Source organism: Kribbella sp. NPDC020701, from assembly GCF_055562215.1.
In genome coordinates this window covers 54,759-80,855 of the sequence record NZ_JBVHFT010000027.1, presented here as the reverse complement: position 1 = coordinate 80,855, position 26,097 = coordinate 54,759, and the positions used below count along the sequence as shown (strand labels likewise).

The window sequence follows — 26,097 nt, the reverse complement described above, 5'->3', positions numbered from 1 at the left end:
AGGAGAGAAGTTTCTCTTCGGACGCGGCAAAGACTTTCCTTTCCAGACGACCCAATCTTAGTTGGACCGCTGTCCGGGACCTTCGGGGCACCTCAGTCGGCGAACACGGTTTCGATGATTGCGTGGCGGCGGTGGGTGAGGTCGGCGTCGACGGTTGGCTCGTCGTTGTTGGTGAAGAACGGGTGATGGCGCCAGACCGGGAACAGTTCGTCGAGCTTGGTTTGGTCGCGAACTCGGCGCACGATCAGCCGGGCGGTGACCGGGTGCTTGGTGGAGGCGAACGCGGTGAACACGACCTCGGCGACCTCGGCGTCGGAGATCAGTTCGCCGGTGTCCGGATCGATGACCGCGCCGGGATAGCGCACCGGCCTCCAGGCATCGTCGGCGATGGTGTCGATGGTCCGCCGCACGGCCGGGTTCTTGGTCAGCACCACCGAGAACCGGACCCCGGCCTTCACGCACGCGGCGACGACCGCGCTGTTACCGTACGCCGAATCGCCGCGCACCAGGATCTCGCCGGTCGCGCCGCAGGCCCGGGCGGTCTTGATCGCTTCGCGGACCATCGAGGCCGCACCCTTGCCGGAGCCGGTCTTGCCGCCGCGCAGCCGGATCCCCGCGATCACCGGCGCACCCTGTTTGGTGGAGACCGTGGCGGCCAGCGGCGACAGGCCCTTGCGGAGCACCTGCTTGCCGGAGATCTTGGTATGCCCGAACCCAGCGCCCTGCTTGGCCCGCCCATACACCGGGCGCAGCAACGAATCGATGTCCACATAGGCCCATGACTCGATACCGGGCAACAACCCGGTCCGCTCGACCAGGTTCACCAGATGTGCCCGCGCCACCGACGCCAGCTGCAAACAATGCCCATGAGTGAACTCGCGCAGGAACTGCCCCAGCGTGGCCGGCGCATAGACCTGCTTGAAGAGGCGGTTCATCCCACCGGAACGAATCACCTGCAAGTCATCGATACAGTCCGCGTCCGCGGCCATCCCCGCCACGACCGAAGTGACCTTTCCGGCCGGGTTCACCCCCGCCGAGGCGACACCGGTCTCACCAAGCCCGACCCGCTCGGCGACCAGGCCCGACAGCCCGGCCTGCTCGGCCAAAGCCATCACCGGCACGAGCCCCACACACGACACGAGGTGCTCATCATCGAACAACGGCGTGGCATGCGACCACGCATCAGGTAGTTTCACTCTCAGTGCCTTCTGTGTTCGGCAGGATCAGGACGTCAGCACTCCCGATTCTCCTTGCACAGAAGGCACTCTCCCTGTCTGACCCGCCGACAGCTCAGCCACCCGTCCACGGATTCAGGCTTAGACCGTCCCTCGGCACGCGTGCGTCGACCAGAAGCCCGCAGCGGCACGGCGATCGTGTCGTCTTCGGGAATGGGGGTGTTTCCTGCGGGCAGGCAACTCGACGACGCTGTTTAATGCCGCTAGAGAGGGGACAAGGATGGGGCGAGTCAACATCGAGGGCCTACAGCGCACGCTAGATGACCTTCAGCAGTTCGGTGTCTTGCGTGGCTACGAGCGTCGCCCACTCGGTATGTGGATCTTGGCGCTCGGCAACGGCGAGGTGCTGCGGCCAGACACAAAGGAAACCGCCATGTGGGCGATGGGCGCGATGGCTGGGGTCGGCACAGCGGCAAGCGGTCTGTTGCCGACGATCGAGTCAGAGCAAGAGACCATCCACGCGCAGGCCGACGTGGCGAAATACACGGCGGAAGAGGTCGCATCGGCTAGAGCACAGCCCGGCCGTTGCACGGTGGCAGGCCGACGGCGCACATTTCCGTGTTTCGTTCGCACCGCTACGGCTGCGGCGTCGACAGGTCATGGATGCTCTTCGGGCGATCGATGTCGGGTATTAGGCCCTTGTGGAGCGTGCTCGCTGACGCCCTTTGGCAACTACGGCCACAGCCGAACAGCGCCCGGTGGCCGCGGCATCATGGCGATGTTGTCGAGCACGGAGCTGGCGAGCTGGCTGGAGGCAGCGCAGGCGGGACGTAGCTAGGACCGTGATCGCGCTCCATCCTCTCGGCCGTGGAAAGTGCCGGTGCCCGGCACTGACCCTTGAGCGGGGTGTTGAGAATCGATTGTTTTCTCGACACCAATGTCAGCGCAATCACTTACCATCGCGTCAAAACCGGCCACCCTGAGAACATGGGGCATGTCCGCCACTGATATCTCTCGTCTCACCTTGAGCGATGCCGCCACCCGCTGGGTTCTTGCCGCAGACCCGGCCATGGCCATCGTCGGCCATTCGATCAAGGTCGATCTTGACTGGTGGAACGAAGCCCTGCGGCAACGTGGCCTCCCCGGCGGTCCTGTCACAGGCCTCAATGAGGCTGGCGAAACCGCGGCGAGCGGTCGATGTGGCATCACCCGAGGGCACGTTTTCTCGCAAGCCGCCAACGCCGCCCACGACCCCGATGCAGCCCTTCGGCTCCTCTGGCATGCCCTGGCCTGGGGCTCAGGCACGAAGTACCGACAGAGCCACAAGCGCATGGACTCCATCGCTGCCGACGTCGATGCCTTGGGCGAGGCGCTCACCGCAGCCGCACGACTGTCTCTTACCGAGCCGGTCGAGGCTTACCGTTGCCTTTATCCCAACGACCGCAGCCTCATCGCATATCTGGGTCCGGCGTTCTTCACCAAGTATCTGTACTTTGCGGGCGCAGGCGACCCGCGCCACCCGTGTGTCATCCTCGACAGCCGGGTGGCCGCCGCGCTAGTGCGCATCGGCTGGACGAGCCTGCACACCAAGGGCGGGTGGCCCGCGATCACCTATTCCCGATACCTCGACTTGCTTGGCCGGTGGAGCAGCGAGCTCGGTAATGGTCGACAGGACGGTTCCCCGCGCCTCGATCTGCTCGAGCGGTGGCTGTTCGACACCGGCCCGTTGGGCCAGTAGGCAAGGCACGGAACTAGCGGCTAGCCAGGCTTCGACAGATGGCGGTAGATGGTGGGGCGAGTGCCCCGAACTCTGCCGCGGATCTGGGCAACGGTGCAGCGCCGCTGCCCATCGTCTGCGGTCTCTTCGTACATCTGCCGGGCCTCTCAGAGTGTCTCGTGAACGATCGGTTGTGAGACAGGCCTGCCTCGACGAGCGACTGCTATGCACCTGGCTAGGCGACATCTCGCAGAGATATTCATAACTAACCGAGTTAGTGATAACCTGTTGGATAACAAATAACACAGGAGGTTGTAGCCATGCCCGAGAACACACCCTCGGATGCCCCCGAGCCGAACTGGTACAAACCGTTCGAGATCCACTACAGCATCGCTTTCAACGACAAGGCGTGGCGCAAGGTCCACCCGCCCCACCTCGCGGCTGCTGTGGCCGCGGGCGAGGCCGCGATCCGTGCTCACCTTCAAAGCGTGACTCCGGTCCCCTACAGCGTCGCTGAGGTTGAGGCACAAGCCTCATACTCTTCGAGACTGTGGGATAGCGAGTGGGAGTATGAGGAGGACGGCGTCGAGGAGCCGTCGGCCGAGAACGGACTGTGACTCCAGCGCAAGAGTCCATATCCGCTGTTCCCTGGTAGATCCCGCCGCATAGTGACTTTGAGCGGCACGGCATTCAGGGTGGGTACGAGTCGGCCAGCGGTGGACCCACGAACTGCACGCCCACGTAAGCGCCCAGCTCGGCGAGCAGCTCCGGCCCGAACTCCTCGCGTGACCGCTCGGCGAACAGCCAAGGTGTGATCATGACGTGGGTTGCATCGGAGACAGCCTCGGCGCTTGTTCTTGCTGGCTTTCAAGTGACCCTAGTGAACATCCAGTCGACTTGCCATGGGTGTCGAGTGTTGGCCAAGGAGGGCCCTTGCGTAGTGAGCGCAGGAATTCCTCTCTGAATTGCCTCCCGTTCGGGAACTGGTCGCCGCGGTCCCAGCGCCACGCTGCGACCATCGCGAGGACGAGCTGCCGGCACTCGTCCAGTAGTCCTTGGTCAACGCCCGGGTAGTGCTCGCAGACCGCCTCGGGAACGTGGGCGAGATCGAACTCGATGGGTCCGCGGCAGCATGTCTCGAAGTCGATGAACAACGGGCCGTTCTTCGTGCTGAGCACGTTGCCTGGATGCAGCGCCGCGGTCGTCGATCGCCCGAGCGGCGGGTCATGTGGAGGCGCCTTGGATCAGGGCGGCCTTGTAGGCGTCCGCGACCTGGATGCAGAAGGTCAGGAGCAGGTCCACGCGTTCGGGTGTCAGCCAGCCCGGGACGGTGCGGGCCTGCTTCTCGGAGCCGGTGAACCCGAAGAGTTGGTCGGCTGCGGCACGGAACTCCGGCGTGGTGAGCGACTCGATGGGGATTCCGCTGTTCGTACCGGCGTAGGCGCTGAAGGGGACGAGGACATGGCCGTCGTTGAAGACGGCGACGACGGTCCGAACACCTCCAACTGACGGACCGCTCGCCTCGAGGACGACATGCTTCGGGCCGAGCCTTCGCCGGTACCCCGCAGCCAGCCACTTCCCGACCAAGGCCTCCGCTGCCTGTCGCAACTCCGCGACTCCGAACTGGTCGAAGAACTCCTCTAGCGTGCCGACAGTCTCCGACTGCTTCGCCTTCTCGACTGTCGCCGTGAATTGGTTCGGCTCGACCACCGCGGTGAAGAGTGGTGCCCAGGCGCTGTTCTCGATGCGTACTGCCTTGGCCTCCACCAGCCATACTGCGATGCCCCGTGCGCTGTCGAGCTCGGCAAGCTCGTTCAGATACTGGGCGACCGCGCGGAACTCATCGCGATGCTCCTCCGCCACCACAACCAGCCCCCGCGCCCGGCGTGCCACGGCGTAGGCCAGCCCGCGGGTCAGATGATCATGGTCTGCCCGGCCGTATTGGTTCTCGATGACGAACTCCGACCCGTCCTCGACCTGGGCGACGATGTCGATGCGGCGGCCTCCGGTCGTGGCTACTTCCGACTCCCCCAGTGTGGTGAGATCGACTCCGATCGCATTGCCGACTGAGTCCAGTTGAGCGGCGAGCAGCGGCGTGAAGTCAGCAGCCTCGCCCTTCCACGCTTCGGTCAACCTGCCGAACGTCAACTTCGCCATGCTCATGAGATGTGTCTATCAGGACCGTCCAACATTCGCCGAGATGGCGCGAAAACTCGTCGAGGTGCTGGTTCAAGGCTCCAAGCCACCCACCGTGCCGTTGGGGTGCACCCACCACACCTCAATCCGCGCCGCGGTGAGCGACCCGACCGTCTCGGCGTACAGGTCGCAGTAGCGCGCGAAGTCCGGCAGCGCGATGACGCTACGCCACGCAGGCTCCTTCCCGCGCAGCCGCATGGCCGCCAGGACGGCTTGGGCGAACCAGTGACCGGCCTGCGTACTCGGGCTCGTTCGTTTCGTCTCACCTGCGCGTGCGGGATCGGCATAGTTGCGGCTTGGGAAGCCCTTCACCTCCACACCGACGACCCGTCCCTCAAGCTCGGCGATGATGTCGACGCCGCGCTCCTTGGTCGCCGTGTTCGCAACGCTCAGAATGCGCCAGCCGGCGCCGGCCAACGCGGTCACGACGCACGCTTGGACGTTGGCCTCCGTGTGCCACTCCTCCCCCAGATCCTTGGCGCCGACCGCGCCTTCCGGTGCGGGCGGCCCCTCGCCCAGGCGAGCGGGCAGCGCATCCCCGGCCGCGCTGCGTGAGTCGATCACTCCGCGAACCTCAAACCCGAGCGCAGCGAGGTGGCGGCGAGCGGTGTGCGAGATGAACTCAGACCGTGGGACTCCCACAGCGACCTCGAACGCCTGGATCGCTGGGAACCAGTTGCCGTTGACCCGCACCGCGTGCTTGCGGATCGGGTCGGGCGTGATGTCGGCCAACCGAGCCTCGACGACGGCCCGGGACAGCTCGTAGCGTCGCCCGTTGAGGACGAACCGGATCGCGGCGCGCTCCCGGTTGTTCATAACCAGAAACTACGGCAACCGGCCCCGGCGTGACGTCGGCCATCATCGGCCCCCGGACCATCTCGAAGCCTTCCTTCCCGCCGCCGACGTCGTACCGGCCCCCGACGTGCTCGACCGGATCGTCGCCCCCGGCGTCACCGTCAACCCCGCCGACAACAGCTACGGCGACCACGAACTCCGAACCGAACACCGCTGCCGCTGACCGCTCACAGACAGACCGTCGGAGGAGCTGGAACTCAAGAGCACCTGGACCGAGAGCGAGCTGAACGCCTTGGCTCGGCTCGGCGCCAGGTTGCCCACACACCATAGTGTTGCCCTAGGCAAGCGCCTGGCAACACAGCTGGAGACGCGGATCAGCTACCCGCTGATCTCGGCCGCAGCGCTTTGCTGGGCGAGGTGGCGAAGAGACAGGACGAGAGGGCCTCCCAGGGGCGTTCAGCATGACTGCTGCCTCTGGCGGGTCGTGGGAATGGGCTTTCAACCACTCGACGTCGAGTTCAGCGAGCTCAGATGCCAGTTCGGCGTACCGTCTCAGGACGCGGTCGTCGAGCAGGTAGCCGAGCTGGTCCAGTGCGTCGAGGACACGTGCCAGGACCAGTCGATCAGCCGCATCTGCTTCTACCCGCCATCGCTGTTCGGCAATGAGTGCGTCGATTCGGTTTCTCGAGGCTGGAGTGGCGACGAGATCGCTCGATGCCAGCACGTGGTGGACGCCTCCGAGCACGTCGCGGAGGGGGCGAGGTTGCCGGCACAGTTGCGAGATCAACGCGCCAACACGTGCCAACGGCAGGCCCCCGAGTTCGGCCAGGGCGCGAACGAGAGAGTCGATGGGCACGCGACTCGTCGTACCGGCTGCGGGTCGCACCCAGCAGTTGCCCGGGCGGTAGAAGGCCCTCGCGGATGTAGTACTTGATCGTCGCCACGGATGTGCTCGTTCGGTGGGCCAGTTCAGCGATCCACATCCCCGATCCCTCGTTCTCTCCTGGACGAGTTGGCTGGATACCAACTGTCGCCAACCACTTGATGGCTCGCATCCGCCAAATTGCTGTATCTCGCGATCCGGCGACCCGGGCGAGGCGCGCCTACCTCTGGTCGGACCCCCTGAGGCCGTACAGATCGTTGCCAACAGCAACTTTTTCGCCGCCTGACCCACATGGGCCGCCCGCGAGGTGACTCTGAGTGTTACCCCTTTGCCCACTCGCTGTAGTTGCCGCGACAAGGGCGACGGGCGCTTGACGGACGGCCTGTTGTTGGCCTTGGCACCCGATGTGGGCGGGTGACCGGCGCCGTCTACAGCGGGCGTTCTCCGGGCCGCAATGGGTGCTCTGAAAGTGCTGGTGCATTGTCAGCGGCTGCCTGCTGGTGGTCCGCGGGAGCTGTCAGGAATGGATCCGCGCGATGGCTGGAAGAATCGCGCCGGCCTGGTGCCCGGGCTATTCAGCTGGAGCCCGAACAAGGCCTCCTGGCGCTGAACTCGGAGAAAGGACACCGACCTCTTCTCTCGACGCGGACCACGATCCGGATGTGTCCGGCAGGGCTCGCAGAAGGGGGCGTCCAGGTATGGGATCGATGCCCTCAGCGCCGATGTTGCAGGAAGCGGCAATCGAGAGCGTCCTCTTGATTTGTGGGATCGAGGCGACCTACCGTCCTCAGTGCCTGAATCGCGGGGAACCTGGAGGGGTCATGCCCGGAAGCCGAGTACCGTCCGACGCCGTGGCTCCTCAGTTACTGACCACTGCCACACCTAGCGACGCTTGACCATGCCGTCCTCGGGGGGAGTCCAGCGCCGCGACGGCTTGGCGGGTGTCGTCGGACTGCGGTCGATGATCCTGCTCGCGCTCGTGGCTGTTCAGCTCAGCGCGATCCTGGCCGCGCCGATGCCCGCGCGGCAGCTGATCGTCAGCGTGGCCGCGGTGATCGTCCTGGCGGGACTGCAGCACCGCCACCTCCGAAGGCCGGCCAGGTCTCCCGGCTGGCTCAAGTTCGGCATTCTCGCCACCGAAGTGCTCGCCACGTTCCTCCCGCTGCTCGCCGTGGTTGCCACCTGGCCCGGTATGGCGGGATTTCTTGCGGCCTCGGTCCTGCAGGTGTTGCCCGGCCGGGCCGCCTGGTCGCTGGTCGGCGCAATCATGGCGGGTCTCTTCGCGGCCGCACTGACACTCGGACTCGGCGTTGGTACCGCGGACTACCTCACGATAGCCAGCCTGGCCGTCGGCCTGACGCTGCTCGGCGTCTCCCGTCTCGATTCCATGGTCCGGCACGCGGACAGCCGGCAAACCGAGGTGGCACAGCTCGCTGTGGTCCGGGAGCGGATGCGGTTCGCCCGGGACCTGCACGACCTGCTCGGCGCCAGTCTCTCCGCGATAATCCTGCGCGCCGAGCTGACCAAACGACTGATGCGCAGCGATCCCGCGACCGCGAGCACCGAACTGGGCAACGTGGTCGACATCGCCCGGCAGGCCGCGGCCGAGGTACGCCAGATGGCCGACGGGTATCGCAACATCTCCCTGGCGCGCGAAGTGGCGGCCGCCGCCTCGCTACTGGCCAGCGCCGGCGTCGCCGCGCAGGTCGAGATGAACTGCGGCATTCTCCCGGATAAGATCGATCGCGTACTGGCCATGACACTTCGCGAGCTGATAACCAACGTCCTGCGGCACAGCAATGCCCGAAACTGCTGGATCGCTCTGGGCCAAGACGACGGGTACGTCACGCTCTCGGTGGTTAACGACGGCGTAGCACGGAGCGCGGTCACCCATCGCGAGCGCGGCGGGCTGGAGAACCTCGCCGCGCGGCTGGACACCGTCGGCGGCACCCTGAGGGCGAGGGTCCGCAGGGCCGGACGGTTCTGCGTGCGCGCGGAGATCGCCGTCAGGGCCGATGCGGCCACGCAAGCCCGGCACGACCGGATCGGACGCATCGCCTCCTAGGGCGCGGCGCCCGCCCGCACCGACGGTCGCCGGTCCGGGGCGCGGCTTCACGAGTGTTTCCCGGGACGGTGCGACTCGACCGGCCGACCAGTCCGGCGCCGAGCGGCATTGTCCTGTCCGGACGAGCCCACAGAGGAGGTTTGCGCATGCTGCGAATTCTGCTTGCCGAGGATGTCGCCATGATCCGCGGGGCGCTGGTCGCCCTCATCGAGCTGGAACCAGATCTGAAGGTGGTGGCGGCGGTCGAGAGCGGCGCGGACATCGTGCCCACCGCGCAAGCCTGCCGGCCCGACGTCGCGGTCATCGACGTGCACCTGCCGGATCTGGACGGACTGTCGGCGGCGGACCAGCTGATGACCGAGCTGCCCGCCTGCCGGACCCTCATCCTGACCAACATGGGCCGGTCCGGCACGGTCAGCCGGGCGCTCGCCGCCCGGGTCACCGGTTTCATCCTCAAGGATGCCGCGCCGGAGTGTCTGGCCGCCGCTATCCGCGACGTGGCGGTGGGACGCCGGGTGATCGACGTGCAACTCGCCCTGTCCGCTTGGGATTGCGGCGCGAGCCCGTTGTCGATGCGGGAGCACGAGGTACTGCAACTGACGGCGGACGGCGCCGATCCGCGCGACATCGCCTCGGCGCTGCATCTGTCGGTCGGCACCGTTCGCAACTACCTCACGACCATCGTGACCAAACTGCACGCCCGGAACCGGGTCGAGGCGGTCAAGGTCGCCTACGACTCGGGATGGTTGCCCTAGGACCTGCCTCCAGACGCTACGGCACGGGCGGTGAGCAAGGTCCGAGATGGCGCGCGGCGCGACCTGTCACACGCTTTGGTGACAGGTCGGCGCGCCGGCGAGCGCGACCTAGTGGTGTTTCCCGACCTCGTGCTGCGGAAGCGACTCTGACGGAGGCGGCCAGTGAGGAAGCAGTATTACGAATACCGGCACGTCGTCGGCCTCGAGGAGACCGATCTGGTCGGCACCGTCTACGCGGTGAACTACGCGCGCTGGCTGGGACGTTGCGGGGAGTTGTTCCTGCTCGAGCATGCGCCCGGTGTTCTCGACGAGCTCCAGGGCGACCTGCAGTTCTCCACGATCAGGTCCGAGTGCGAGTGCCTGGCCGAGATCTCCGCCTTCGACGAGGTATCGGTCAGGATGCGGCTGGAGGAGCTGACCCAGACGCAGATCGGCTTCGCCTTCGACTACGTCCGGGTGCGTGACGGTGTGGAGGAACTGTCTGCTCGCGGCCGGCAACGGGTGGCGTGCCTGCGGGGCGGCATGGGAGACGCCACCGCGGCGCGGGTCCCGGCCCAGCTCGGGACCGCGCTCGAGGATTACGCGATCATCCCCACCACTTACCCCAGTGTCGCCGGGACCGGAGGCAGGGGGTGAACCGGCCCTTGCGACTCGATCCCGCGCCAGTCGGCGACACCTTGCAACTGCGGTCGGTTCTCGGCCGGTTCGCCACCGGCGTCACGGTGGTGTCCGTCGGCGGCGACGCTCCTTCCGGGATGACCGCGAACGCGTTCACGTCGGTGTCCCTGGATCCGCCGATGATCCTGGTCTGCGTCAATCGCAAGGGCTCGCTCTGCCCTGCCCTGCTGGAGTCCGGCGAGTTCGCCGTCTCGATGCTGTCCGCCGGGCAGGAGGACATCGCCCGGTACTTCGCCGACCACTCGCGACCGCGCGGTCGTGACGAGTTCGGCGCGATCCGCTGGTCTCCCGGGCCGGCGACCGGCGCGCCGGTACTGGCCGGGGCACTCGCCTGGCTCGACTGCTCCGTCGCCGCGTCGCACGACGGCGGCGACCATGTCATTTTCCTCGGCTCGGTCCTGGCCAGTGGCGCCAACTCGGTCGAGGACGCCCTGGTCTTCTTCGGCGGCGAGTTCCACCGGCCCCGGTTCCCCGCACGGCAGTCTTCGATCCAACCTCTCGGGGGATGACATGACGACCGCGAACCACGCGCCGCGGGCCAGCACTGGCCGGTCCCGCTACCCCGGTCCCCCGCCGTGGGCGGTCCCCGGTGTCCTGCGCAAGCTGTGGGGCAACCGGATCGCCATGCTGTCCGACGCGGCCGGCCAGTACGGCGACGTGGTCCGCTTCGCGATGGGCCCGAAGACCATCTACTTCTTCAACCACCCGGACCACGCCCGGCACGTACTCACCGACAACGCCGCCAACTACCACAAGGGCCTGGGCCTGGCCGAAGCCCGCCGGCGGACTCTCGGCGACGGCCTGCTCACCAGCGAGGGCGAGAACTGGCGCCGCCAGCGCAGGGCCATCTCGCCGGCCTTCCGGCGGGAACGTATCGCGGGATTCGCCGCTGTGGTGGCCGAGGCCGGCGCCCACCTGAGCCAACGGCTGGAGGAGCGGACCGGAACCGTCGTCGACCTGGCCGAGGAGATGACGGCGCTGACGATGGACGTGCTCGGCAAGACGCTGCTCGAGGCCGACCTGGGCCCGTTGCAGTTCCTGGGGCCCGCCTTCGACACCGCGCAGGCGCAGGCGATGTTCGAGATGGTCACCCTGGGCGCGCTGCCGCTGTGGTTGCCGCTGCCGCGTCATCGCCGGTTCAGGACCGCTCGACGCCAGATCGAGGACGCCGTTCAGACCTTGGTCGGCACGCGCGATCCTCAGGCCGGTACCGGCGCGTCCGACATGATCTCGCTGCTGGAGGCCGCGGACCGCGATGAGCCGGACGCCGACGTCCGCCGGCGCGGAATGCGCGACCAGATCGTTACCATCCTGCTGGCCGGCCACGAGACGACCGCCAGTACGTTGTGCTGGGCCTGGTACTTGGTGAGTCGCCATCCCGAGGTGGCCGAGCGGCTCCGGGCCGAAGCGATCGCGGTCCTTGGCGACCGGATGCCCGGGTATCAGGACCTGGTCGACCTCCCGTACACGACGATGGTCATCCAGGAAACGATGCGGCTCTACCCGGCGGTCTGGGCGCTGCCGCGGCGGGCTGTGGAGGCAGACGAGATCGATGGGTACCCCGTGCCGGCCGGGGCTGAGGTGATGATCTCGCCGTACACCTTGCACCGGCATCCAGGGTTCTGGGACGAGCCGAACCAGTTCCGGCCGGAGCGGTTCGCGGCTGATGCCCCGCCGGTCCCGCACCGGTACGCCTACATCCCGTTCGGTGCCGGCCCACGGGTCTGTGTCGGGAGCCATCTCGGCATGCTGGAGGCGACACTGGTCGCGGCGATGGTCGCGCGCCGGTACCGGTTCGAATACGCAGGTCCCGGCGACCCCTTTCCCGAAGCCATGCTGTCGCTCCGGCCCCGCGGCGGCCTGCCGGTCCGTGTGCTGCGGGCCTGAGCTCCCCGCAGGCCGTGTCAGCGGCGGCCGGCGCCGCCCTGAGGTACGGGCCAGGGCGGTTCGTAGTCCGGGTCGCCGCTCAGGACCGCCTGCTGGAGCCGCTGCAGCCGTGGGCCGGGCTCCACTCCCAACTCGTCGCGCAAGGCGGTACGGATCCGCCGGAACTCCCTCAGCGCGCTCTCGGCCCGGCCGCAGCGGTGGAAGGCGGTCATCATCAGCGCGGAGAAGTTCTCGTTCATCGGGTTCCTCACCACCAGCATCGTCAACTCCCCCAGCAGATCCGCATGCCGGCCGAGCATCAGGTCCGCCTCGATCCGCCGTTCCAGTACGCCGAGTCGCGTCTCCTCCAGCGAGGCCACCTCCGCCCCGAGCACCCGTCCGGCCGGTACGTCGACCAGAACCGGACCACGCCACAACGCCAGCGCGGCGCCCAGCAAGTCGGAGCAGGCGGTCATGTCCCCCACCTCGGCCGCCCGGCGTCCCGCCCGGGCGAGACGGTCGAACTCCGCGACGTCGGTCCCGAACCAGCACGAGTCGAGCTGGTACCCGGCGTGCTTCGTGCGGAGTAGTTGCCTGGCCCACCGCGGATCGGAGGAGGCCGCCGCGAACTTGGACCTCAACTGCAGGATGTAGGTCTGCACGGTCGTGGCGAAGCTGCGTGGCGGGCGATCTCCCCACAGCTCCTGGACCAGCGTTTCCGTCGTGACCACCCGGCCGGCGTTGAGTGTCAGCAGTACCAGGATCTGGCGCTGTTTCGGTGCGGTCGGCACCAACGGCCGGTGCTGCAGCCCGGCCGACAGTGGGCCCAGTAGTTGAAGGATGACCTTTCGACCGTGCTCGTCCATTGCAACTCCAAGGGGCGGTTGGATGATGCCTTACTCGAGCTTGCGTCGAGGGGGGCCCGACAGGCCAGGGACCTCGTCATGACCCGGGGGTGAAGAAATCACCCCGGCAGCCGGAACCTGCAACAGAACGGCCGGCAGACAGCAACTGGGAGGAGGCGGCAACGGCCTGCTCCCGCCATGATCGCAGATGACCACTCTCGGGAAGGCGGAGGCATGCCAACTGTCCTCGGATCGCTGCGCAGACTAGCGCTCGCCCCTCAGCTCGTCGACGTCACCTTCGCCCGCCGGGGTTTCCCGGCCGAGCCGTCGGCCGGGACACGGCACCTCGAGGCCGTCCCGCAGGCGGTGGTCTGCGGGTTCGAGTGGGGTATCGACGCCCGGGACCAGTGGGAAGTCGAGCGCCGGCTGGAGCTGGTGGACGAGGAACTGCGCGGATTCGCGTACGAGGGCGCGACGATGGCGTTCACCGTGCTCGACGCGATGGGCCGCGGGTACCGGACCCGCGAGTTGTTGCTCGGACCGGGCAGTCCGCACATCTTCCTGGCGTACATCGGGATGGGGTTCGCGATGGCGCGGCTGCCGAGACCGCTGTGGAAGAAGGTCGTTCCCGATCTCGCCGGCCAGCCGTACCACCCGACGATGAGCTGGCTGGCGGTGGACGGCTACGGCTTCGACCGCGCGTACTTCGACACCGCGCGCTGGGTGGATGCACAGAAGGTGCCCACGCCGTACGACTGGGAAGGCTCGCCGCACTACTTTCTCCGTGCGGTCGACCAGGGCATCGGCCGGGCTCTGTGGTTCATCTGCGGCGGGCACGCACCCGATGTCGCCGGTGCCGTTCGGCGGTTCGCGGCGCACCGCCAGGCCGACCTGTGGAGCGGCGTGGGACTGGCCGCGACCTTCGCCGGCGGCAGCGACGCGAACGGCTTGGCCGCGCTGCGGCGAGCCGCCGGGGACGAGTGGGATCAGCTCGCGCTGGGCGTGACCTTCGCCGTCAAGGCCCGCTCGTACGCCGGGTTCGTACCGGACTATACCGCCACTGCTTGCCTGGAGCTGGCCGGCCTCTCGATCGACAAGGCGGTCGCCCTCGCCGACGGAACGGCCGTCCACACCGCGGCCGCCGAACCTGCCTACGAACTGTGGCGGCAACGGATCCGGGCCCATTTCGCCGGTCCCGCGTAGCGCCCGAAGAAGAGAGGACAGACGCAGATGTACGACTACGTCATCGTCGGCGGAGGTTCGGCCGGCTGTGTGCTGGCCGCGCGGCTCAGTGAGGATCCGGGCACCAAGGTCTGTCTGGTCGAGGCCGGACCGGCCGACACCTCGCCCGACATCCACGTACCGGCCGGCGCCGCCAGGCTGTTCCGGACCCAGCTCGACTGGGACTACGACACCCATCTCGAACCGTTTTGTGCCGACCGCAGAATCTATCTTCCGCGCGGCCGGGTGCTGGGCGGAACGAGCTCGATCAACGGCATGATCTATATCCGCGGGAATCGCCGCGACTATGACTCCTGGCAGCAACCCGGCTGGAGTTATGACGAACTCCTCCCCTACTTTCTGCGGGCTGAGGACAACGAACTCGGAGCCTCCGAATACCACGGTGTGGGCGGGCCGCTGGCGGTCAGTGAGAACCGGTCCAGAAATCCGCTGTCGGACGCGTTCGTCGCGGCCGCGATCGAGGCCGGGCACGTGGCCGGCGGCGACTTCAACGGCCCGGATCAGAACGGCTTCGGCTACTACCAGGTGACGCAGCGCGACGGGTTGCGGTGCAGCAGCGCGGCGGGTTACTTGCCCTCGGCAACCGAACGGCCGAATCTGACGATCGAGACCGGCGTGCAGGTCCACCGGATCGTGATGACCGATGGCAGGGCGACCGGCGTGACCGGTTGGCGGGCCGGCGCCGAGGTGACGATCCGGGCCGAGCGCGAGGTCGTACTCACCTCCGGCGCCTACAACTCGCCGCAGTTGCTGATGCTCTCCGGGATCGGCCCGGCCGACCTGCTCACCGCACTGCGGATCCCGGTGGTCGTCGACCAGCCACTGGTCGGCCAGAACCTGCAGGACCATCCACAGTTCTGGCTGGTCTACGGGCACTCCCAGCCGGTCAGTCTGCTCGTCGCCGGAGAGGAGCGGTACCAGCGGCAGTTCGAGGAGCATCGGTCCGGTCCGCTGACCTCCAACGGCCCGGAGGCCGGCGGCTTCGTCCGGTCGCGCCCCGAACTGACCGTTCCCGATCTCCAGTTCGTCTCCCTGCCGGTGATGTTCGCCGAAGGCGGCCTCGGCGTACCGACCGGGCACGCGATCTCGTTCGGGGCGTACGTGCTGCAACCACGCAGCCGCGGCATCGTGACGCTGGCCAGTGCCGACCCGACGGCCAAGCCGCGGATCACCCACAACTACTACGCCGACGCGGCCGACCTGCAAACCGCGACCGACGGTGTCCTGGCCGCGCTGGCCATCGCCCGGCAGCCCGCGCTCGCGCTGTACACCGAGCAGCCGGTGACCGTACCGGCCTCCGACTCCGACGCCGACATCCGCGACTTCCTCCGGCGGACCACCCAGACCTCGTACCACGCCGCCGGCTCGTGCGCGATGGGACTCGTCACCGACCATGAACTGCGGGTGCTCGGCACCGACGGGCTGAGGGTAGCCGACGCGTCGGTGATGCCGCGGCTGGTCAGCGGCAACACGAACGCACCAACCATCGCCATCGCCGAGAAGGCGGCCGACCTGATCCGGGGCCTGGCACCGCTGCCACCGAGGGTGGCCGCGACATCGATACCCACCATCTGAAAGGGAGGCTTTCGTGGCGATCTCTCAGGCCGCACCGCACCTAACCCGCTCGGCTGCCGAGCTGGAGGACCTGGACCGGCGGCATCTCATCCATCCGCTGCTACCGGGTGACCGCACCGACCGCTGCGTCATCGTGCGCGGCCAGGGCTCCACCGTGTGGGATGCCCACGGCAACGAACTGCTGGACATGACCGGCGGCGGCAACTGGCTGGCGCAGGTCGGCCACGGTCGCGCCGAACTTGGCGAGGTGATGGCGGAGCAAGCGGCCCGGCTGTCGTACTTCTCCAGCTTCCACGAGTTCTCCAACGACCAGTCGATCCAGCTCGCCCAGCGGGTCGCCGGGTTCGCGCCTGACGGCCTCGACCGGGTGTTCTTCACCTCGGGCGGCTCGGAGGGCGTGGACATCGCGATTAAGGCTGCGCGGCTGTACCACGCCCGCCGCGACGAGCCCGACCGTACGTGGTTGATCTCCCGCCAGATGGGATATCACGGCTCGACGTACGGCGGTGGCAGCGCGACCGGTTTCGACTTCGTCCACTACGGCGTCGGACCGACCCTGCCACACATCCACCGGTTGTCGCCGCCGTTCCCGTTCCATCCCGAGATGTACGGCGGGGAGCCGATCACCGACTTCCTGGTCCGCGAACTCGAGCAGGCGATCGAGCAGATCGGCCCTGGCCGGATCGCCGCCATGATCGGCGAGCCGGTGATGGGCGGCGCCGGCGTCGTCGACCCGCCAGCGGACTACTGGCCGCGAGTCCGCGAAGTACTGAGCCGGCACGGCATCCTGCTGATCGCCGACGAGGTGGTCACGGGCTTCGGGCGGACCGGCAGTTGGTTCGCCTCGCCCGAGCGTGGGATGGCGCCGGACGTGATGGTCACCGCCAAGGGCATCAGCAGCGGGTACGCGGCGGTCGGCGCTGTTCTGATGCGGGACGAGATCGCCGACGTCATCGCGGGAGGCGACGGCTTCCTGCACGGCTTCACGTACTTCGGTCACCCGGTCGGCTGCGCTGTGGCGCTGGCCAACCTGGACATCATCGAGACCGAGAAGCTGGTCCCCCGGTCGGCGACCGTCGGCGAGTGGCTCCGCCGGGGCCTGGCGCCCGCGGCCGACCTGCCGGCGGTCGGTGAGGTGCGGGTGACGGGCGCGACGGTCGGCATCGAACTGGTAGCCGACCGCGGTACCCGGCAGCCGATGCCGCCACCGGTCGCCACCGCCGTGGTCAAGGAACTGCAGCGGACGCACGGCGTGATCGCCCGCCCCTACGGCCCGGTGATCGTGATGGCACCGCCGCTCGTTCTGACGGAAGCTGAAGCCGCGAAGGCCTCCGCGGCCACTTTCAAGGTCCTGTCCCAACTCGGGACGGATGGTCAGCTGAGCTCCTGACCCGCAAGAGAGCGGCCGGACCGGTGTGGGTCCGGCCGCTGGTGCCTGTACACCTCAGCGCGGTACAAATGGAGGCAGAGTGCAGTGGAACGTGCGCACCCCTGACGGGCGGAATCTGGCGGTCGAGGACGGTGGTGATCCCAGCGGCCGGCCCGTTCTGGTGCATCACGGCACGCCCAGTTGCAGGCGAGCCGCCTTCTACCCGCCGTGGGTGCAGGATGCGGCCGAGCGCGGACTGCGCCTGATCAGCTTCGACCGGCCCGGGTACGGCGAGTCCTCGGGTCACCCCGGTCGCACCGTCGCCGGCAGTGTTGCCGACGTCCGGACGATCTGCGCCGAACTGGGTATCGATCGCCTGGCGACGTGGGGGTACTCGGGCGGCGGCCCGTACGCGTTGGCGTGCGCCGCGCTGCTGCCGGACCTGGTAACCGCGGCCGTTTCGCTGGCCGGCCTGGCGCCGTTCGACGCAGAGGGGCTCGACTGGTTCGCTGGCAAGCACCCGGACGACGTCGAGGACACTCGGCTGTATCTGACCGATGAGGTGTCGGCCTGGCGGCGGCTGGATCAGTACCGCCGGGAGTTTCTGCTCGTGTCGACGGGTCAGCTAACAGACGCCGAGTCACTGCAGGGCGGGTACCACCAGTTCATGTTCTCCTGCGCGAAAGGAGGGCTGACGGCCGGCGGTCAGGGCTGGTGGGAAGACAACAACAACCAACTCAGGCCGTGGCAGTTCGACCTCGCGGACATCACCGTCCCGGTCTTGCTGATGCACGGCCGGCAGGACATCCTGGTGCCGGCGGGCCACAGCGAGTGGCTGGCCAAGCACATCCCCGGCGTGGAAACGCGGTGGTTCGAAACCGACGGGCACGCGACGTTGGCGCAGTACCGCGTGCCCGAGGCACAGGCCTGGCTGGCCGAGCGAACGGGCCGCTAGGCCCGAGCCGGAAGCTGCGCAAGAACCTCCGACTCGGCCACTAGGTTCGGGACAAGGGAACGGACGTGCCGGCCAGGGCGGCGGCTACCGCGTCCAGGTCGGCTGAGATCGTGTACGCCGCGCCGCGCTGCTGCCCGGTGTCGAGGATCGCCGGCAGATCGGCGCCGGTCAGCCACGCGACGACGGTCTCCTCCGGACTGATCAGACCGGAGGTCGTTGCCCGGCAGAGACCGGCGACGGCGGCGGCGCCGGCAGGCTCGCTGGCCAGTTGCGCCGTTTCCGCCAGCAGGTCCACCGCGGCCAGGATCTCGGCATCGCTGACCGTGACGAACTCGCCGTCGGCGTGGCGGACCTCCTCGAGGGTCCAGTCGCCGACCACCGGTTCCGCCACTTCGATGCCATCGGCAACTGTTCCGGGCCAGTGCGTGGCGCCTGTCTCCCCACGCCACTGCGCGGCCAGCGGCGCACACCCCTCTGCCTGCACCGCAATGATCCTGGGGACTTTCGTCAGTACGCCGCACGCGACGAGTTCCCGGAAACCCTTGGCTGCGCCGATCAGCGTCGTCCCGTCACCGACCGGCAAAACGACCACGTCCGGCGACTGTTCTCCGAGTTGCTCCCAGACCTCCAGTGACACCGTCTTCTTCGCCTCGACGGTCAACGGGTTCACTCCCGTACAGCGGTCGAGCCAGGTGAACTGGACCGCCGCGCGCCGGGACAGGTCGAACGCGGCGCGGTAGCCCTCGCGGACCCGGAAGACGTACGCCCCCATCGCCGTCATCAACTCCACCTTGGCAGGTGCGCAGTCGGCCGGGACGAAGATCACCACCGCCAGCCCCGCGGCCGCGCCGCCGATGGCCGTCGAGAGCGCCGCATTCCCGGTCGACGCGGTCGACACCACACCGACGCCGAGCCGCAGTCCCTGGTCGATGACCAGCGCCGTCGCGCGATCCTTGTTGGAAGCACTCGGTCCCGTCGTCTCGTCCTTGATCCACAGCCCCGGCAACCCGAGCCGCTGACGCAGGTCCGCCGGTGAACGCAACGGCGTATCGCCAACAGCCAAGGGGTACCGCGTGAGCTCGTCGGGCCGCGGCAGCAAACCTTGGTACCGCCACAGGCCGGTGCCCGAGGACGGGCCCGGCAGGAGCGACCGGTCGTAGTCGTAGACATAGGTCTCGTGCCCGTGGGTGTTCGACACCAGCCGCGCCTCACCCATCAGTGCCTCCGGCTCCGAGGAAGTTGTCGACGGCAACGGTTCGCGGATCGTGCCGGGCACGGTCGAGCACGATGGCGCCGACCGCGAGGTCGAGCACGCCGAGGCCGAACGGCGAGAAGACGATCGGCTGCTCGGGCCGCAGTTCGCATCGGCCGCGCAGGACGTCGGCCAGGGTGCCCGTGACGAAGTCGCGACGACCGGACAGTTGCTCGGCCAGATGGGGCGAGGTCAGCGCGCGCAGGCAGTGGTCCACGTCGTCGACGATGTTCTGCGCCTCCAGCAGGGTCCCCGGATGGATGTCCCGCAGAGAGATGTTGAGGACGGTCTGACCCGGTTCGAATCGCAGCGTTGCCGGCAGGTAGGGCTCGGCCGCGGTGGTGGCGAAGACGACCACGTCGCAGCCGAGCGCGGTCTCCAGGCCGGCCACCTCGCCGAGACCGGGCCAGTGCTTGCCGGCACCGTTGACGAACTGCTCGGCCTGGTCGGTGAGGAGGTCGTGACAGACGAAGTGGGCGACCCGCAGGTCCGTGTGGTGCAGGAACGAAGCGATCGTGCTCGCGATCACGCCCGCGCCGACGAACCCGACGGTGACCGGTCCGTTCTGGGACCGCAGGGCACGGACCGCCAAAGCCGCCGAGGCCGCCGTGCGCGCGGCGCTGATATGGGACGCCTCGAGGCAGGCGATCGGTCTGCCGGTCCGGTCGTCGTTCAGAAGCAGAACTGCCGACGCCCGTGGCAGCCCGAGTTCGTGGTTGCTCGGGAAGCTGCTGATCCACTTGATCCCGGGCAGCCCGACGTCGCCGCCGAGGTAGGCCGGCAGCGCGATGATCCGGCTGGCCGGGCGGTCCGGAAAGCGCAGGAAGTGGCTGGGTGGGTTGACGGCATCGCCGTCGTCGTGGGCCAGGTACGCCGCCTCGACCGCGGCCAGCACGGCCTCGCGAGAACTGTCGAGCACATCGACGACGACCGGTTCTGGGACCACCTGGAACATTCGCGCGCTCCTCACCACTGGGCCGCCGGAAAGTTCTCGGCGACCCACTTCTCCGAGTAGATGGTGTCGAGATACCGCTCACCGGTGTCCGGCGAGATGGCCACCACGGGCTCTCCGGTCCGCAGCGTGGCGGCCAGCCGGCGGACCGCGGCCAGCACCGTGCCGGTCGAACCGCCGACCAGCAGGCCGTACCGTCGCGCCACCGCATGACAGGCCGACACCGTCTCCAGCTCCGGTACGACGACCCGCTCGTAGTCACCCTCGTCGACCAGCAGCCCGGGACGCAGACTCGCGCCGAGGCCCGGGATCAACCGCGGTGCGCCCTGCTCCCTGAACAGGATCGAGCCCTCCGAGTCGACCGCGATGACCCTGGTGGCCGGGCGGTGCTCGCGGAAGAACTCCAGGCAGCCCATCAACGTTCCCGACGTACTGACCCCGATCAGCACCGCCCCGACATCGGGCAACTCCTCGAGGATGCTCTGGGCGGTGTGCCGGTAGTGCGCCGAACTGTTGGCCGGGTTCGTGTACTGGTTCGGCCAGAACAGTTTCCGGTCGCGCCGCAGCTCGGACCGGATGTAGTCGAGCCGGGTCTGCAGGAATCCACCGTTGGCGTCGCGTTCGGTGACCACCACGACCGTGGTGCCCTGTGCCTTCATGGTGCGCAGGGCAGCGGTGTTGGTGTTCGGGTCGGCCACGATCGTGAGGCTGATGCCGCGGGCCGCGCACAGCGTGCCGAGCGCGATGCCGAGGTTGCCCGAGGAGGACTCGATCAGCCGGTCGCCGGGGCCGACACCGCACCGGTGGATCAGGTCGTCGATCAGCGAGACGGCGGTCTTCAGCTTGATCGACCCGGCCGGGTTCAGGCCCTCCAGCTTCAGTTTGAGCTCGACGCCGGGGACGAACCTGGCCAGGTCGAGAAAGATGTCGTCGGTGACGATGTCACCGGCGGCGGCGAAGATCATCGACCCTCAACCGTGTTCCGCGCGGACCAGACTGGCCGGCCGCAGGTCGGTCCAGTGCTCCTCGATGTACTCGAGGCAGCCCGACCTGGAGTTCTCGTGGACGGCGGTCCAGCCGTCCGGGACGGCGAGCGCGGCCGGCCACAGCGAATACTGGGCCTCGTCGTTGGAAAGGACCCGGTAGTGACCGTCGGCGTCTTCGAACGGATTGGACACAAGCGCTCCCTTTCGTCGGTGGCAGCATGGGCTGACATCCATCGTCAGCGGCCGCTCAGCGGCGGGCATCTTGCTCGTTGCCGGGGCGGTCGACGAGCGCGTCGATCCGGCCGGCCAGGTCCTTCAGCACCGGGGACTCGAGCAGCACCCGGATGCCGAGGTCAACCTTCCACGCGGACCGGGCGGCCAGCACCAGCCGGACGGCGAGCATCGAGTCGCCGCCGCGGTCGAAGAAGTCGTCGCCGCGGCCGACGTCGCCGACCCCGAGCAGCTCGGTCCAGATCCCGGCCAGGGTGAGTTCGGTGTCGCTGGCGAAACCGTTCTGCATCGCCTATCCCCTTCGTCGCAGGAAGTCGAGAACCGCGGCCCGCGCCGCCGGGTCGGCGGCTAGCCGGGAGCGCTCGCAATCCACCCGTACGGTCTGCAGGTCGGTCGCACCGAGCCAGCCAACGTCGTCCGGATGCCCGCGTGAGATCACCTGAAGAACCGGACCACGCGGTGGCGGCTGCTCGTCGTGATAAGCGGCGATGAGGAAGGTCAGCCATTCGACGTAGACGCCGACGACTCCCTCCACCGGGCCGCCGGCCTCCGGTACGGCGATGCCGTAAGTCTCCAAGGCCAGGCGCGCCCGCAGCCGCAGGTCTCCGTCGACGCGCTTCACCAGCAGATCGGAAGTCGCGAGCAGGTGCTCGACGTCGAGCAGGGCCGGACGTTCGGCCAGCGGCGCTTTGCCCTCGACCTGACGGACGACCTCGTGGTACTCGAGGGCGATCTCGGACGGCGGGGTCCGCTGCGGGTCGAGCACCACGATCGGCACCGGATCGGCCTGCAGGGCGGTCATCGCGACGGCCAGCGGCGAGGCCGCGCAGTACGCGATCACGGCGTCCGCGCGGCGCAGGCGCTGGTGGAGCTGGTCGGCGTACGCCGGTGTGGTCAGCGCGTCGGGCAACGGCGAGGTCAGGGCGTAGGTCGTCTCGAAGCCGGCGCCTTCGAGGTCCATCTCGCTGACGTGCGCCTCGGGCCGGCGTCCCGGGTAGTCGAGAACGAGCAGCGACCTCATCTCACACCTGCCTCTTGGTTGCCTGGGGCAAGCAAACCGGCGACGGCGGCCCGGTCGGCCTTGCCACTGGGTGTGCGCGGCATGGCCGGCAGGACTGCGATGGACGGCGGGACCGAGTACGACGGAAGCTCCTCGCGCAGGGCGGCGAGCGCGGCGGCCGGATCGAAGTCCAGCGCGGCCGGGATCGTGACGGCGGCGCGCAGTTGCCGCGAGCCGGGGCCCAGATCCACCGGAACGCAGATGGCCTCCACCACCCCGGGCAGGTTGCCCAGGCACGCCTCGACCTCGAGCGGATTCACCCGGAAGCCGCGAATCTTCACCTCGTGGTCGGTCCGGCCGAGGAAGTACAGCAACCCGTTCTCGACCTTGCCGAGATCACCGGTCCGGAACGCCCGGGTGTGCCCGTGGGCGGTCGGGCCGACCTCGACGTAACGCTCGGCAGTCAACTGCGGCTGGTTCAGGTAGCCGAGTGACAAGGGCAGTCCGGCCACCAGCAACTCACCGATCAGCGGTTCGCCGAGGTCGGCGACGTCCAGGAGCACCTCGCATCCCGGCAGCGGTACGCCGATCGGTGACAGGGCGGGCCAGGTGCGGCTCGGCCCGGACAACGTGTGGACCGAGACCGTGTGCGACTCGCTCTGCCCGTAGTGGTTGTTCAGGCTGCACTGCGGCAGGCGGCCGAACAGGTCCTTGATCGCCGGCGTACAGACGAGTTGCTCGCCCGCGGTGTTGATCTCGCGCAGAGCGAGGTCGGGCAGCGACTCGAACGCCGTCGCGGCCGTGGCCAACATGTGCAATGCGACGCAGGGCACGAAGAGCCGCTCGATCCGTTCGCGAGCCAGCCAGTCCAGCAACTCGATCGGGTCCTGCCGCAACTCCTCGGGCATGATGACCAACGATCCGCCGCCGCACAACGTGCTCACGACTTCCTGGAACCAGATGTCGAAGTTCAGCGGCGCGAACTGGGCGGTCCGCAGATCCTCGCGCAGTGAGACGTTCCGTTGCCAGTACGCCATGTTGTCGACGCAGGTGTGCGGTACGGCCACCCCTTTGGGATTACCGGTCGAGCCCGACGTGTAGATCACGTAGACGGGGGTTTCCGGCGCACAGGTGACGAAGCTCAGGCCCGTCCCGGCCAGCAGGTCCCGGCCGGTCCAGTCGGAAATCCTGGCCAGGCGGCGGGCCGGCAGGTCCGGCTCCGGGCCGGCGTACAGGACGAGCTTGGCGCCGCTCTCCGCGAGCATGTAGGCGAGGCGTTTGCGCGGCAGGCTGCCGTCGACGGGCAGGTACGTCGCGCCGGCGCCGACCACTGCCCAAGCCGCCGCCACGATCGCGGCGGACCGCGGCCCGGTGACGGCGACCGTGTCGCCCGCCGTGATGCCGGCGTCCCGCAACAGCTCGGTGACTTGGCCGATCCAACCAGCCAGGTCGCGATAGGTCAGCCGTTCGCCCGCGTCGACGATCGCGAACTCGGCCGGAAACCGGTCGACCGCGCGCTCGAAGGCCGCCAGCAGGCAGGGTGGGTCGGCCGCGCCTCCCCACAGTCCGGTCTCGATGATCATCGCCGCGCACCCCCGTCGACCGTAGTCACAATCTGCCGGTCCTTCCGGACGGTGCCGATCAGCTCGTTCACCGCACGGTCGGCGTCGGACTGCGAGCGTTCGAAGTGCCCGGGTGAGGTGAGATAGCCGTTGTAGAAGGTGACTCCTTCGCAGAGCAGCCCGGAGATCCAGATCCGGGTGGCCACCTCGCCGCCGGCCGCCACCGGATGGCCATGGCTGTCCACCTCCAGGGCCGACACCAGCGCACTGTCCGGTTTGAACCGCCGGACCAGACCGCGTCTGGCCATGGCGCCGATGATCGTCTCGTCGCTCTCCAGCGACTTGAGGCGATCCGTGTAGCCCCGGTACAGCCACTGCGCTCGAACTGTCTCGGGGACGGGAAAGGCGGTGGAGGTCAGCATCCAGCTGTGGCTGTCCTCGTCCCAGCTCAGCAACGGATCCGGTCCGAGGGACATCGACACGACTCCGGATCGAAGCAGGGCCAAGAGGTTGGCGGCCCGGTCCTTCTCGGGCCCGATGACGAGGCGGTTGATCGCCTCCAGGTGGTAGCCGTAGAACCGGTCGAGCGAGTCGTCGGTGAGACCGCCGAAGTCCATCGCGTACCGGATGGTGTCGCGGAACTCGCGGCAGATCTCGGTGGCCGCCTTGTACGGGCTGCCCTCGAAGCCACGCATCGCCTGGGCCAGATCGGCGGCCAGCCAAGACTCGACCGATCGCTGGTAGGCGGCTCCGTCGCCTGCTGCCGTGCCGAGGGTTCCGCGGTACACCGCCTCGGCGTCGAACTCGGCCGGCTGCGGCAGCTCGGCGAAGGTCTCCAGCCGCCCCTCGGCCGCGGCCGCCCGGGCGCTGAGCAGGAACGCCTCGGCGTCCTCCCGTCCCGACTCCTGCAACAGCTTCGCTCGGCGATACGCCACCCGCAGTTCGAGCAGGAGCAACGGCTGCACGTCCCGATCGAAGTCCAATAGCGGCGTCCGGGACCGCAGTTCGTCGATCGCCGGCCGGGTGAAGACCACCGGATCGTAGGTCACGTACGGCGAGGGCGTGGGCCGCGCGCGGTACGGCAGGCCGGATCGCGAGAACACCACGATCCGCGGCTCGCGGCCGCTCGGCACATACCGCTGCGGCGATACCGTGTGGTCGAACCGGCCACCTCTGCCGACCGTCAGCGCGAAGATCGCGTCGGCCGACGTCAGGCCCAGGCCCGCGATTGCGACGGTATCGGTCGGCTCGACCAGGACGAGCTGTCCCGGCAGCGGGTACGCCGTGGCGATCAGCCGGCTGGACGACCCATCCGGGCTGGGTGGGATCGGTTGTGGCCGTTGGCCTAACGTCACGAACACGAAGTCCGCCTCCACGCGGCCGCCGTCGGCCAGCGTCAGGATCGCGCCGTCGCCTCGCTGCTGCACGTCCACGGCGTCGGAGAGGTGGTCGACCCACCGCACGTTGTCCGGCGCGTTGTCCCGCAACTGCTGCAGGAACCACAGCAGGTATTCGCCGAAGATCCGCCGCGGCAGGTTGTCGGTCGGCTCCACCAGCCGCCCCTCGGCGCCGACGGTGAACCCGTCGCCGGCGACCCGCAACTCTCGCTCCAACGCCCACTCGAACAGGCTCGGACCAGTGGTCGCGGGCGCGTGCGCCACCGACTCGGGCGCCGGGAACATCGACGCCTGGACACACGCGTGGTTGAGCAGTAGATAGTCCGGTTGGTGGATCTCGTACTGCCGTGGCTGGGCAGGGCTGGAGTCGATGAGATGCAGCCGGAGCTGGACTGCCGGCCCGGTCGCGGTGGCATGGCTGACGAGGCGCTCGAGCACACCCAGTCCACGAACTCCCAGACCGATGATCGCGATATCGGTCGCCTTTTCGATGTCCTCCGGCGCGTAGTGCCCACCCATCGCAGTCCTCCCAGTAGTTGTCGACCGCTGGTTGCCAGGGGCCACGGGCCTGGTGCGGCGTCGGCGGCCCGCACCGACGATT

Annotated in this window: 26 protein-coding genes and 1 pseudogene; 12 read left to right on the top strand and 15 right to left on the bottom strand. The window is 68.3% G+C overall.

Going from position 1 to position 26,097, the window contains the following annotated elements; genetic code table 11:
* Positions 1–95: 95 nt before the first annotated feature.
* A pseudogene (locus ACZ3HV_RS40890) lies at positions 96–1,196 on the bottom strand (IS1380 family transposase); the annotation flags it as partial.
* A gap of 973 nt (positions 1,197–2,169) precedes the next feature.
* Here ACZ3HV_RS40890 and ACZ3HV_RS40885 point away from each other — a divergent pair.
* Positions 2,170–2,913 (top strand): 8-oxoguanine DNA glycosylase OGG fold protein, encoded by a 744-nt coding sequence (locus ACZ3HV_RS40885; RefSeq protein WP_465692898.1) that lies wholly within the window; start codon positions 2,170–2,172, stop codon positions 2,911–2,913.
* A gap of 299 nt (positions 2,914–3,212) precedes the next feature.
* Positions 3,213–3,509 carry a hypothetical protein gene (locus tag ACZ3HV_RS40880; RefSeq protein WP_465692897.1) on the top strand — a complete coding sequence of 99 codons (297 nt, stop codon included), beginning with the start codon at positions 3,213–3,215 and terminating at the stop codon, positions 3,507–3,509.
* A 73-nt stretch (positions 3,510–3,582) separates the two neighbouring features.
* On the opposite strand, the gene ACZ3HV_RS40875 is transcribed toward ACZ3HV_RS40880, so the two are convergent.
* The 4 genes from ACZ3HV_RS40875 to ACZ3HV_RS40860 form a co-directional block, all read right to left on the bottom strand.
* On the bottom strand, positions 3,583–3,711 hold the full coding sequence (locus tag ACZ3HV_RS40875) for a hypothetical protein (RefSeq protein ID WP_465692895.1): 129 nt from the start codon (positions 3,709–3,711) through the stop codon (positions 3,583–3,585).
* The gene (locus ACZ3HV_RS40870) at positions 3,708–4,085 is read right to left on the bottom strand and encodes a phosphotransferase family protein (protein WP_465692904.1); all 378 of its coding nucleotides are present in this window, start codon (positions 4,083–4,085) and stop codon (positions 3,708–3,710) included. Before ACZ3HV_RS40870 ends, ACZ3HV_RS40875 begins: the two co-directional genes overlap by 4 nt.
* A gap of 31 nt (positions 4,086–4,116) precedes the next feature.
* Positions 4,117–5,055 (bottom strand): hypothetical protein, encoded by a 939-nt coding sequence (locus tag ACZ3HV_RS40865; RefSeq protein ID WP_465692893.1) that lies wholly within the window; start codon positions 5,053–5,055, stop codon positions 4,117–4,119.
* A 66-nt stretch (positions 5,056–5,121) separates the two neighbouring features.
* Positions 5,122–5,904 carry a hypothetical protein gene (locus ACZ3HV_RS40860; RefSeq protein ID WP_465692891.1) on the bottom strand — a complete coding sequence of 261 codons (783 nt, stop codon included), beginning with the start codon at positions 5,902–5,904 and terminating at the stop codon, positions 5,122–5,124.
* On the opposite strand from ACZ3HV_RS40860, the gene ACZ3HV_RS40855 reads away from it, so the two are divergent.
* A complete protein-coding gene (locus ACZ3HV_RS40855; protein WP_465692889.1) occupies positions 5,897–6,106 on the top strand; it encodes a hypothetical protein in 210 nt (69 codons plus the stop codon). The two genes, ACZ3HV_RS40860 and ACZ3HV_RS40855, sit on opposite strands and share 8 nt — an antisense overlap.
* A gap of 400 nt (positions 6,107–6,506) precedes the next feature.
* Here the strand turns inward: ACZ3HV_RS40855 and ACZ3HV_RS40850 are convergent, their stop codons facing one another.
* On the bottom strand, positions 6,507–6,866 hold the full coding sequence (locus tag ACZ3HV_RS40850) for a MerR family transcriptional regulator (protein WP_465692887.1): 360 nt from the start codon (positions 6,864–6,866) through the stop codon (positions 6,507–6,509).
* Positions 6,867–7,727: 861 nt separating this feature from the next.
* On the opposite strand from ACZ3HV_RS40850, the gene ACZ3HV_RS40845 reads away from it, so the two are divergent.
* From ACZ3HV_RS40845 to ACZ3HV_RS40825, 5 genes are all read left to right on the top strand, one after another.
* Positions 7,728–8,831, top strand: coding sequence for a sensor histidine kinase (locus ACZ3HV_RS40845; RefSeq protein WP_465692885.1), 1,104 nt, complete (start codon positions 7,728–7,730; stop codon positions 8,829–8,831).
* 146 nt (positions 8,832–8,977) lie between these two features.
* Positions 8,978–9,586 carry a response regulator transcription factor gene (locus tag ACZ3HV_RS40840; protein ID WP_465692883.1) on the top strand — a complete coding sequence of 203 codons (609 nt, stop codon included), beginning with the start codon at positions 8,978–8,980 and terminating at the stop codon, positions 9,584–9,586.
* Between the two features lie 162 nt (positions 9,587–9,748).
* Positions 9,749–10,222: an acyl-CoA thioesterase gene (locus ACZ3HV_RS40835; RefSeq protein ID WP_465692882.1), complete on the top strand. Its 474-nt coding sequence runs from the start codon at positions 9,749–9,751 to the stop codon at positions 10,220–10,222.
* Positions 10,223–10,230: 8 nt separating this feature from the next.
* Positions 10,231–10,773: a flavin reductase family protein gene (locus ACZ3HV_RS40830; RefSeq protein ID WP_465692880.1), complete on the top strand. Its 543-nt coding sequence runs from the start codon at positions 10,231–10,233 to the stop codon at positions 10,771–10,773.
* Between the two features lies 1 nt (position 10,774).
* Positions 10,775–12,151 carry a cytochrome P450 gene (locus ACZ3HV_RS40825; protein WP_465692879.1) on the top strand — a complete coding sequence of 459 codons (1,377 nt, stop codon included), beginning with the start codon at positions 10,775–10,777 and terminating at the stop codon, positions 12,149–12,151.
* Between the two features lie 17 nt (positions 12,152–12,168).
* Here the strand turns inward: ACZ3HV_RS40825 and ACZ3HV_RS40820 are convergent, their stop codons facing one another.
* Complete coding sequence (locus ACZ3HV_RS40820; RefSeq protein ID WP_465692877.1) at positions 12,169–12,996, bottom strand: AfsR/SARP family transcriptional regulator; 828 nt, start codon at positions 12,994–12,996, stop codon at positions 12,169–12,171.
* Positions 12,997–13,209: 213 nt separating this feature from the next.
* On the opposite strand from ACZ3HV_RS40820, the gene ACZ3HV_RS40815 reads away from it, so the two are divergent.
* The 4 genes from ACZ3HV_RS40815 to ACZ3HV_RS40800 all read left to right on the top strand — a co-directional run bounded on the left by ACZ3HV_RS40815 (position 13,210) and on the right by ACZ3HV_RS40800 (position 18,116).
* Entirely contained in the window at positions 13,210–14,178 is a 969-nt protein-coding gene (locus ACZ3HV_RS40815) for a DUF1702 family protein (protein WP_465692875.1), read from the top strand.
* Positions 14,179–14,205: 27 nt separating this feature from the next.
* Positions 14,206–15,792, top strand: a complete 1,587-nt coding sequence (locus tag ACZ3HV_RS40810; protein ID WP_465692873.1) for a GMC family oxidoreductase — start codon at positions 14,206–14,208, stop codon at positions 15,790–15,792.
* Positions 15,793–15,805: 13 nt separating this feature from the next.
* Positions 15,806–17,182 carry an aminotransferase family protein gene (locus tag ACZ3HV_RS40805; RefSeq protein WP_465692872.1) on the top strand — a complete coding sequence of 459 codons (1,377 nt, stop codon included), beginning with the start codon at positions 15,806–15,808 and terminating at the stop codon, positions 17,180–17,182.
* Between the two features lie 79 nt (positions 17,183–17,261).
* On the top strand, positions 17,262–18,116 hold the full coding sequence (locus ACZ3HV_RS40800; protein WP_465692871.1) for an alpha/beta fold hydrolase: 855 nt from the start codon (positions 17,262–17,264) through the stop codon (positions 18,114–18,116).
* A gap of 40 nt (positions 18,117–18,156) precedes the next feature.
* On the opposite strand, the gene ACZ3HV_RS40795 is transcribed toward ACZ3HV_RS40800, so the two are convergent.
* The 8 genes from ACZ3HV_RS40795 to ACZ3HV_RS40760 are packed head-to-tail and all read right to left on the bottom strand — an operon-like array spanning position 18,157 to position 26,015.
* The gene (locus tag ACZ3HV_RS40795; RefSeq protein ID WP_465692869.1) at positions 18,157–19,332 is read right to left on the bottom strand and encodes a threonine synthase; all 1,176 of its coding nucleotides are present in this window, start codon (positions 19,330–19,332) and stop codon (positions 18,157–18,159) included.
* Positions 19,325–20,323 (bottom strand): 2,3-diaminopropionate biosynthesis protein SbnB, encoded by a 999-nt coding sequence (sbnB, locus tag ACZ3HV_RS40790; RefSeq protein WP_465692868.1) that lies wholly within the window; start codon positions 20,321–20,323, stop codon positions 19,325–19,327. The genes ACZ3HV_RS40795 and sbnB overlap by 8 nt, the downstream gene beginning before the upstream one ends.
* Before the next feature lie 11 nt (positions 20,324–20,334).
* Positions 20,335–21,285 (bottom strand): 2,3-diaminopropionate biosynthesis protein SbnA, encoded by a 951-nt coding sequence (gene sbnA, locus ACZ3HV_RS40785; protein WP_465692866.1) that lies wholly within the window; start codon positions 21,283–21,285, stop codon positions 20,335–20,337.
* 6 nt (positions 21,286–21,291) lie between these two features.
* The gene (locus ACZ3HV_RS40780) at positions 21,292–21,498 is read right to left on the bottom strand and encodes an MbtH family protein (RefSeq protein ID WP_465692864.1); all 207 of its coding nucleotides are present in this window, start codon (positions 21,496–21,498) and stop codon (positions 21,292–21,294) included.
* Positions 21,499–21,553: 55 nt separating this feature from the next.
* Positions 21,554–21,826, bottom strand: a complete 273-nt coding sequence (locus ACZ3HV_RS40775; RefSeq protein WP_465692862.1) for a phosphopantetheine-binding protein — start codon at positions 21,824–21,826, stop codon at positions 21,554–21,556.
* A gap of 3 nt (positions 21,827–21,829) precedes the next feature.
* Positions 21,830–22,558: a hypothetical protein gene (locus tag ACZ3HV_RS40770; protein ID WP_465692860.1), complete on the bottom strand. Its 729-nt coding sequence runs from the start codon at positions 22,556–22,558 to the stop codon at positions 21,830–21,832.
* The gene (locus ACZ3HV_RS40765; protein ID WP_465692858.1) at positions 22,555–24,120 is read right to left on the bottom strand and encodes an AMP-binding protein; all 1,566 of its coding nucleotides are present in this window, start codon (positions 24,118–24,120) and stop codon (positions 22,555–22,557) included. The genes ACZ3HV_RS40770 and ACZ3HV_RS40765 overlap by 4 nt, the downstream gene beginning before the upstream one ends.
* Positions 24,117–26,015, bottom strand: a complete 1,899-nt coding sequence (locus ACZ3HV_RS40760; protein ID WP_465692856.1) for an FAD/NAD(P)-binding protein — start codon at positions 26,013–26,015, stop codon at positions 24,117–24,119. Before ACZ3HV_RS40760 ends, ACZ3HV_RS40765 begins: the two co-directional genes overlap by 4 nt.
* Between the last annotated feature and the right edge of the window lie 82 nt (positions 26,016–26,097).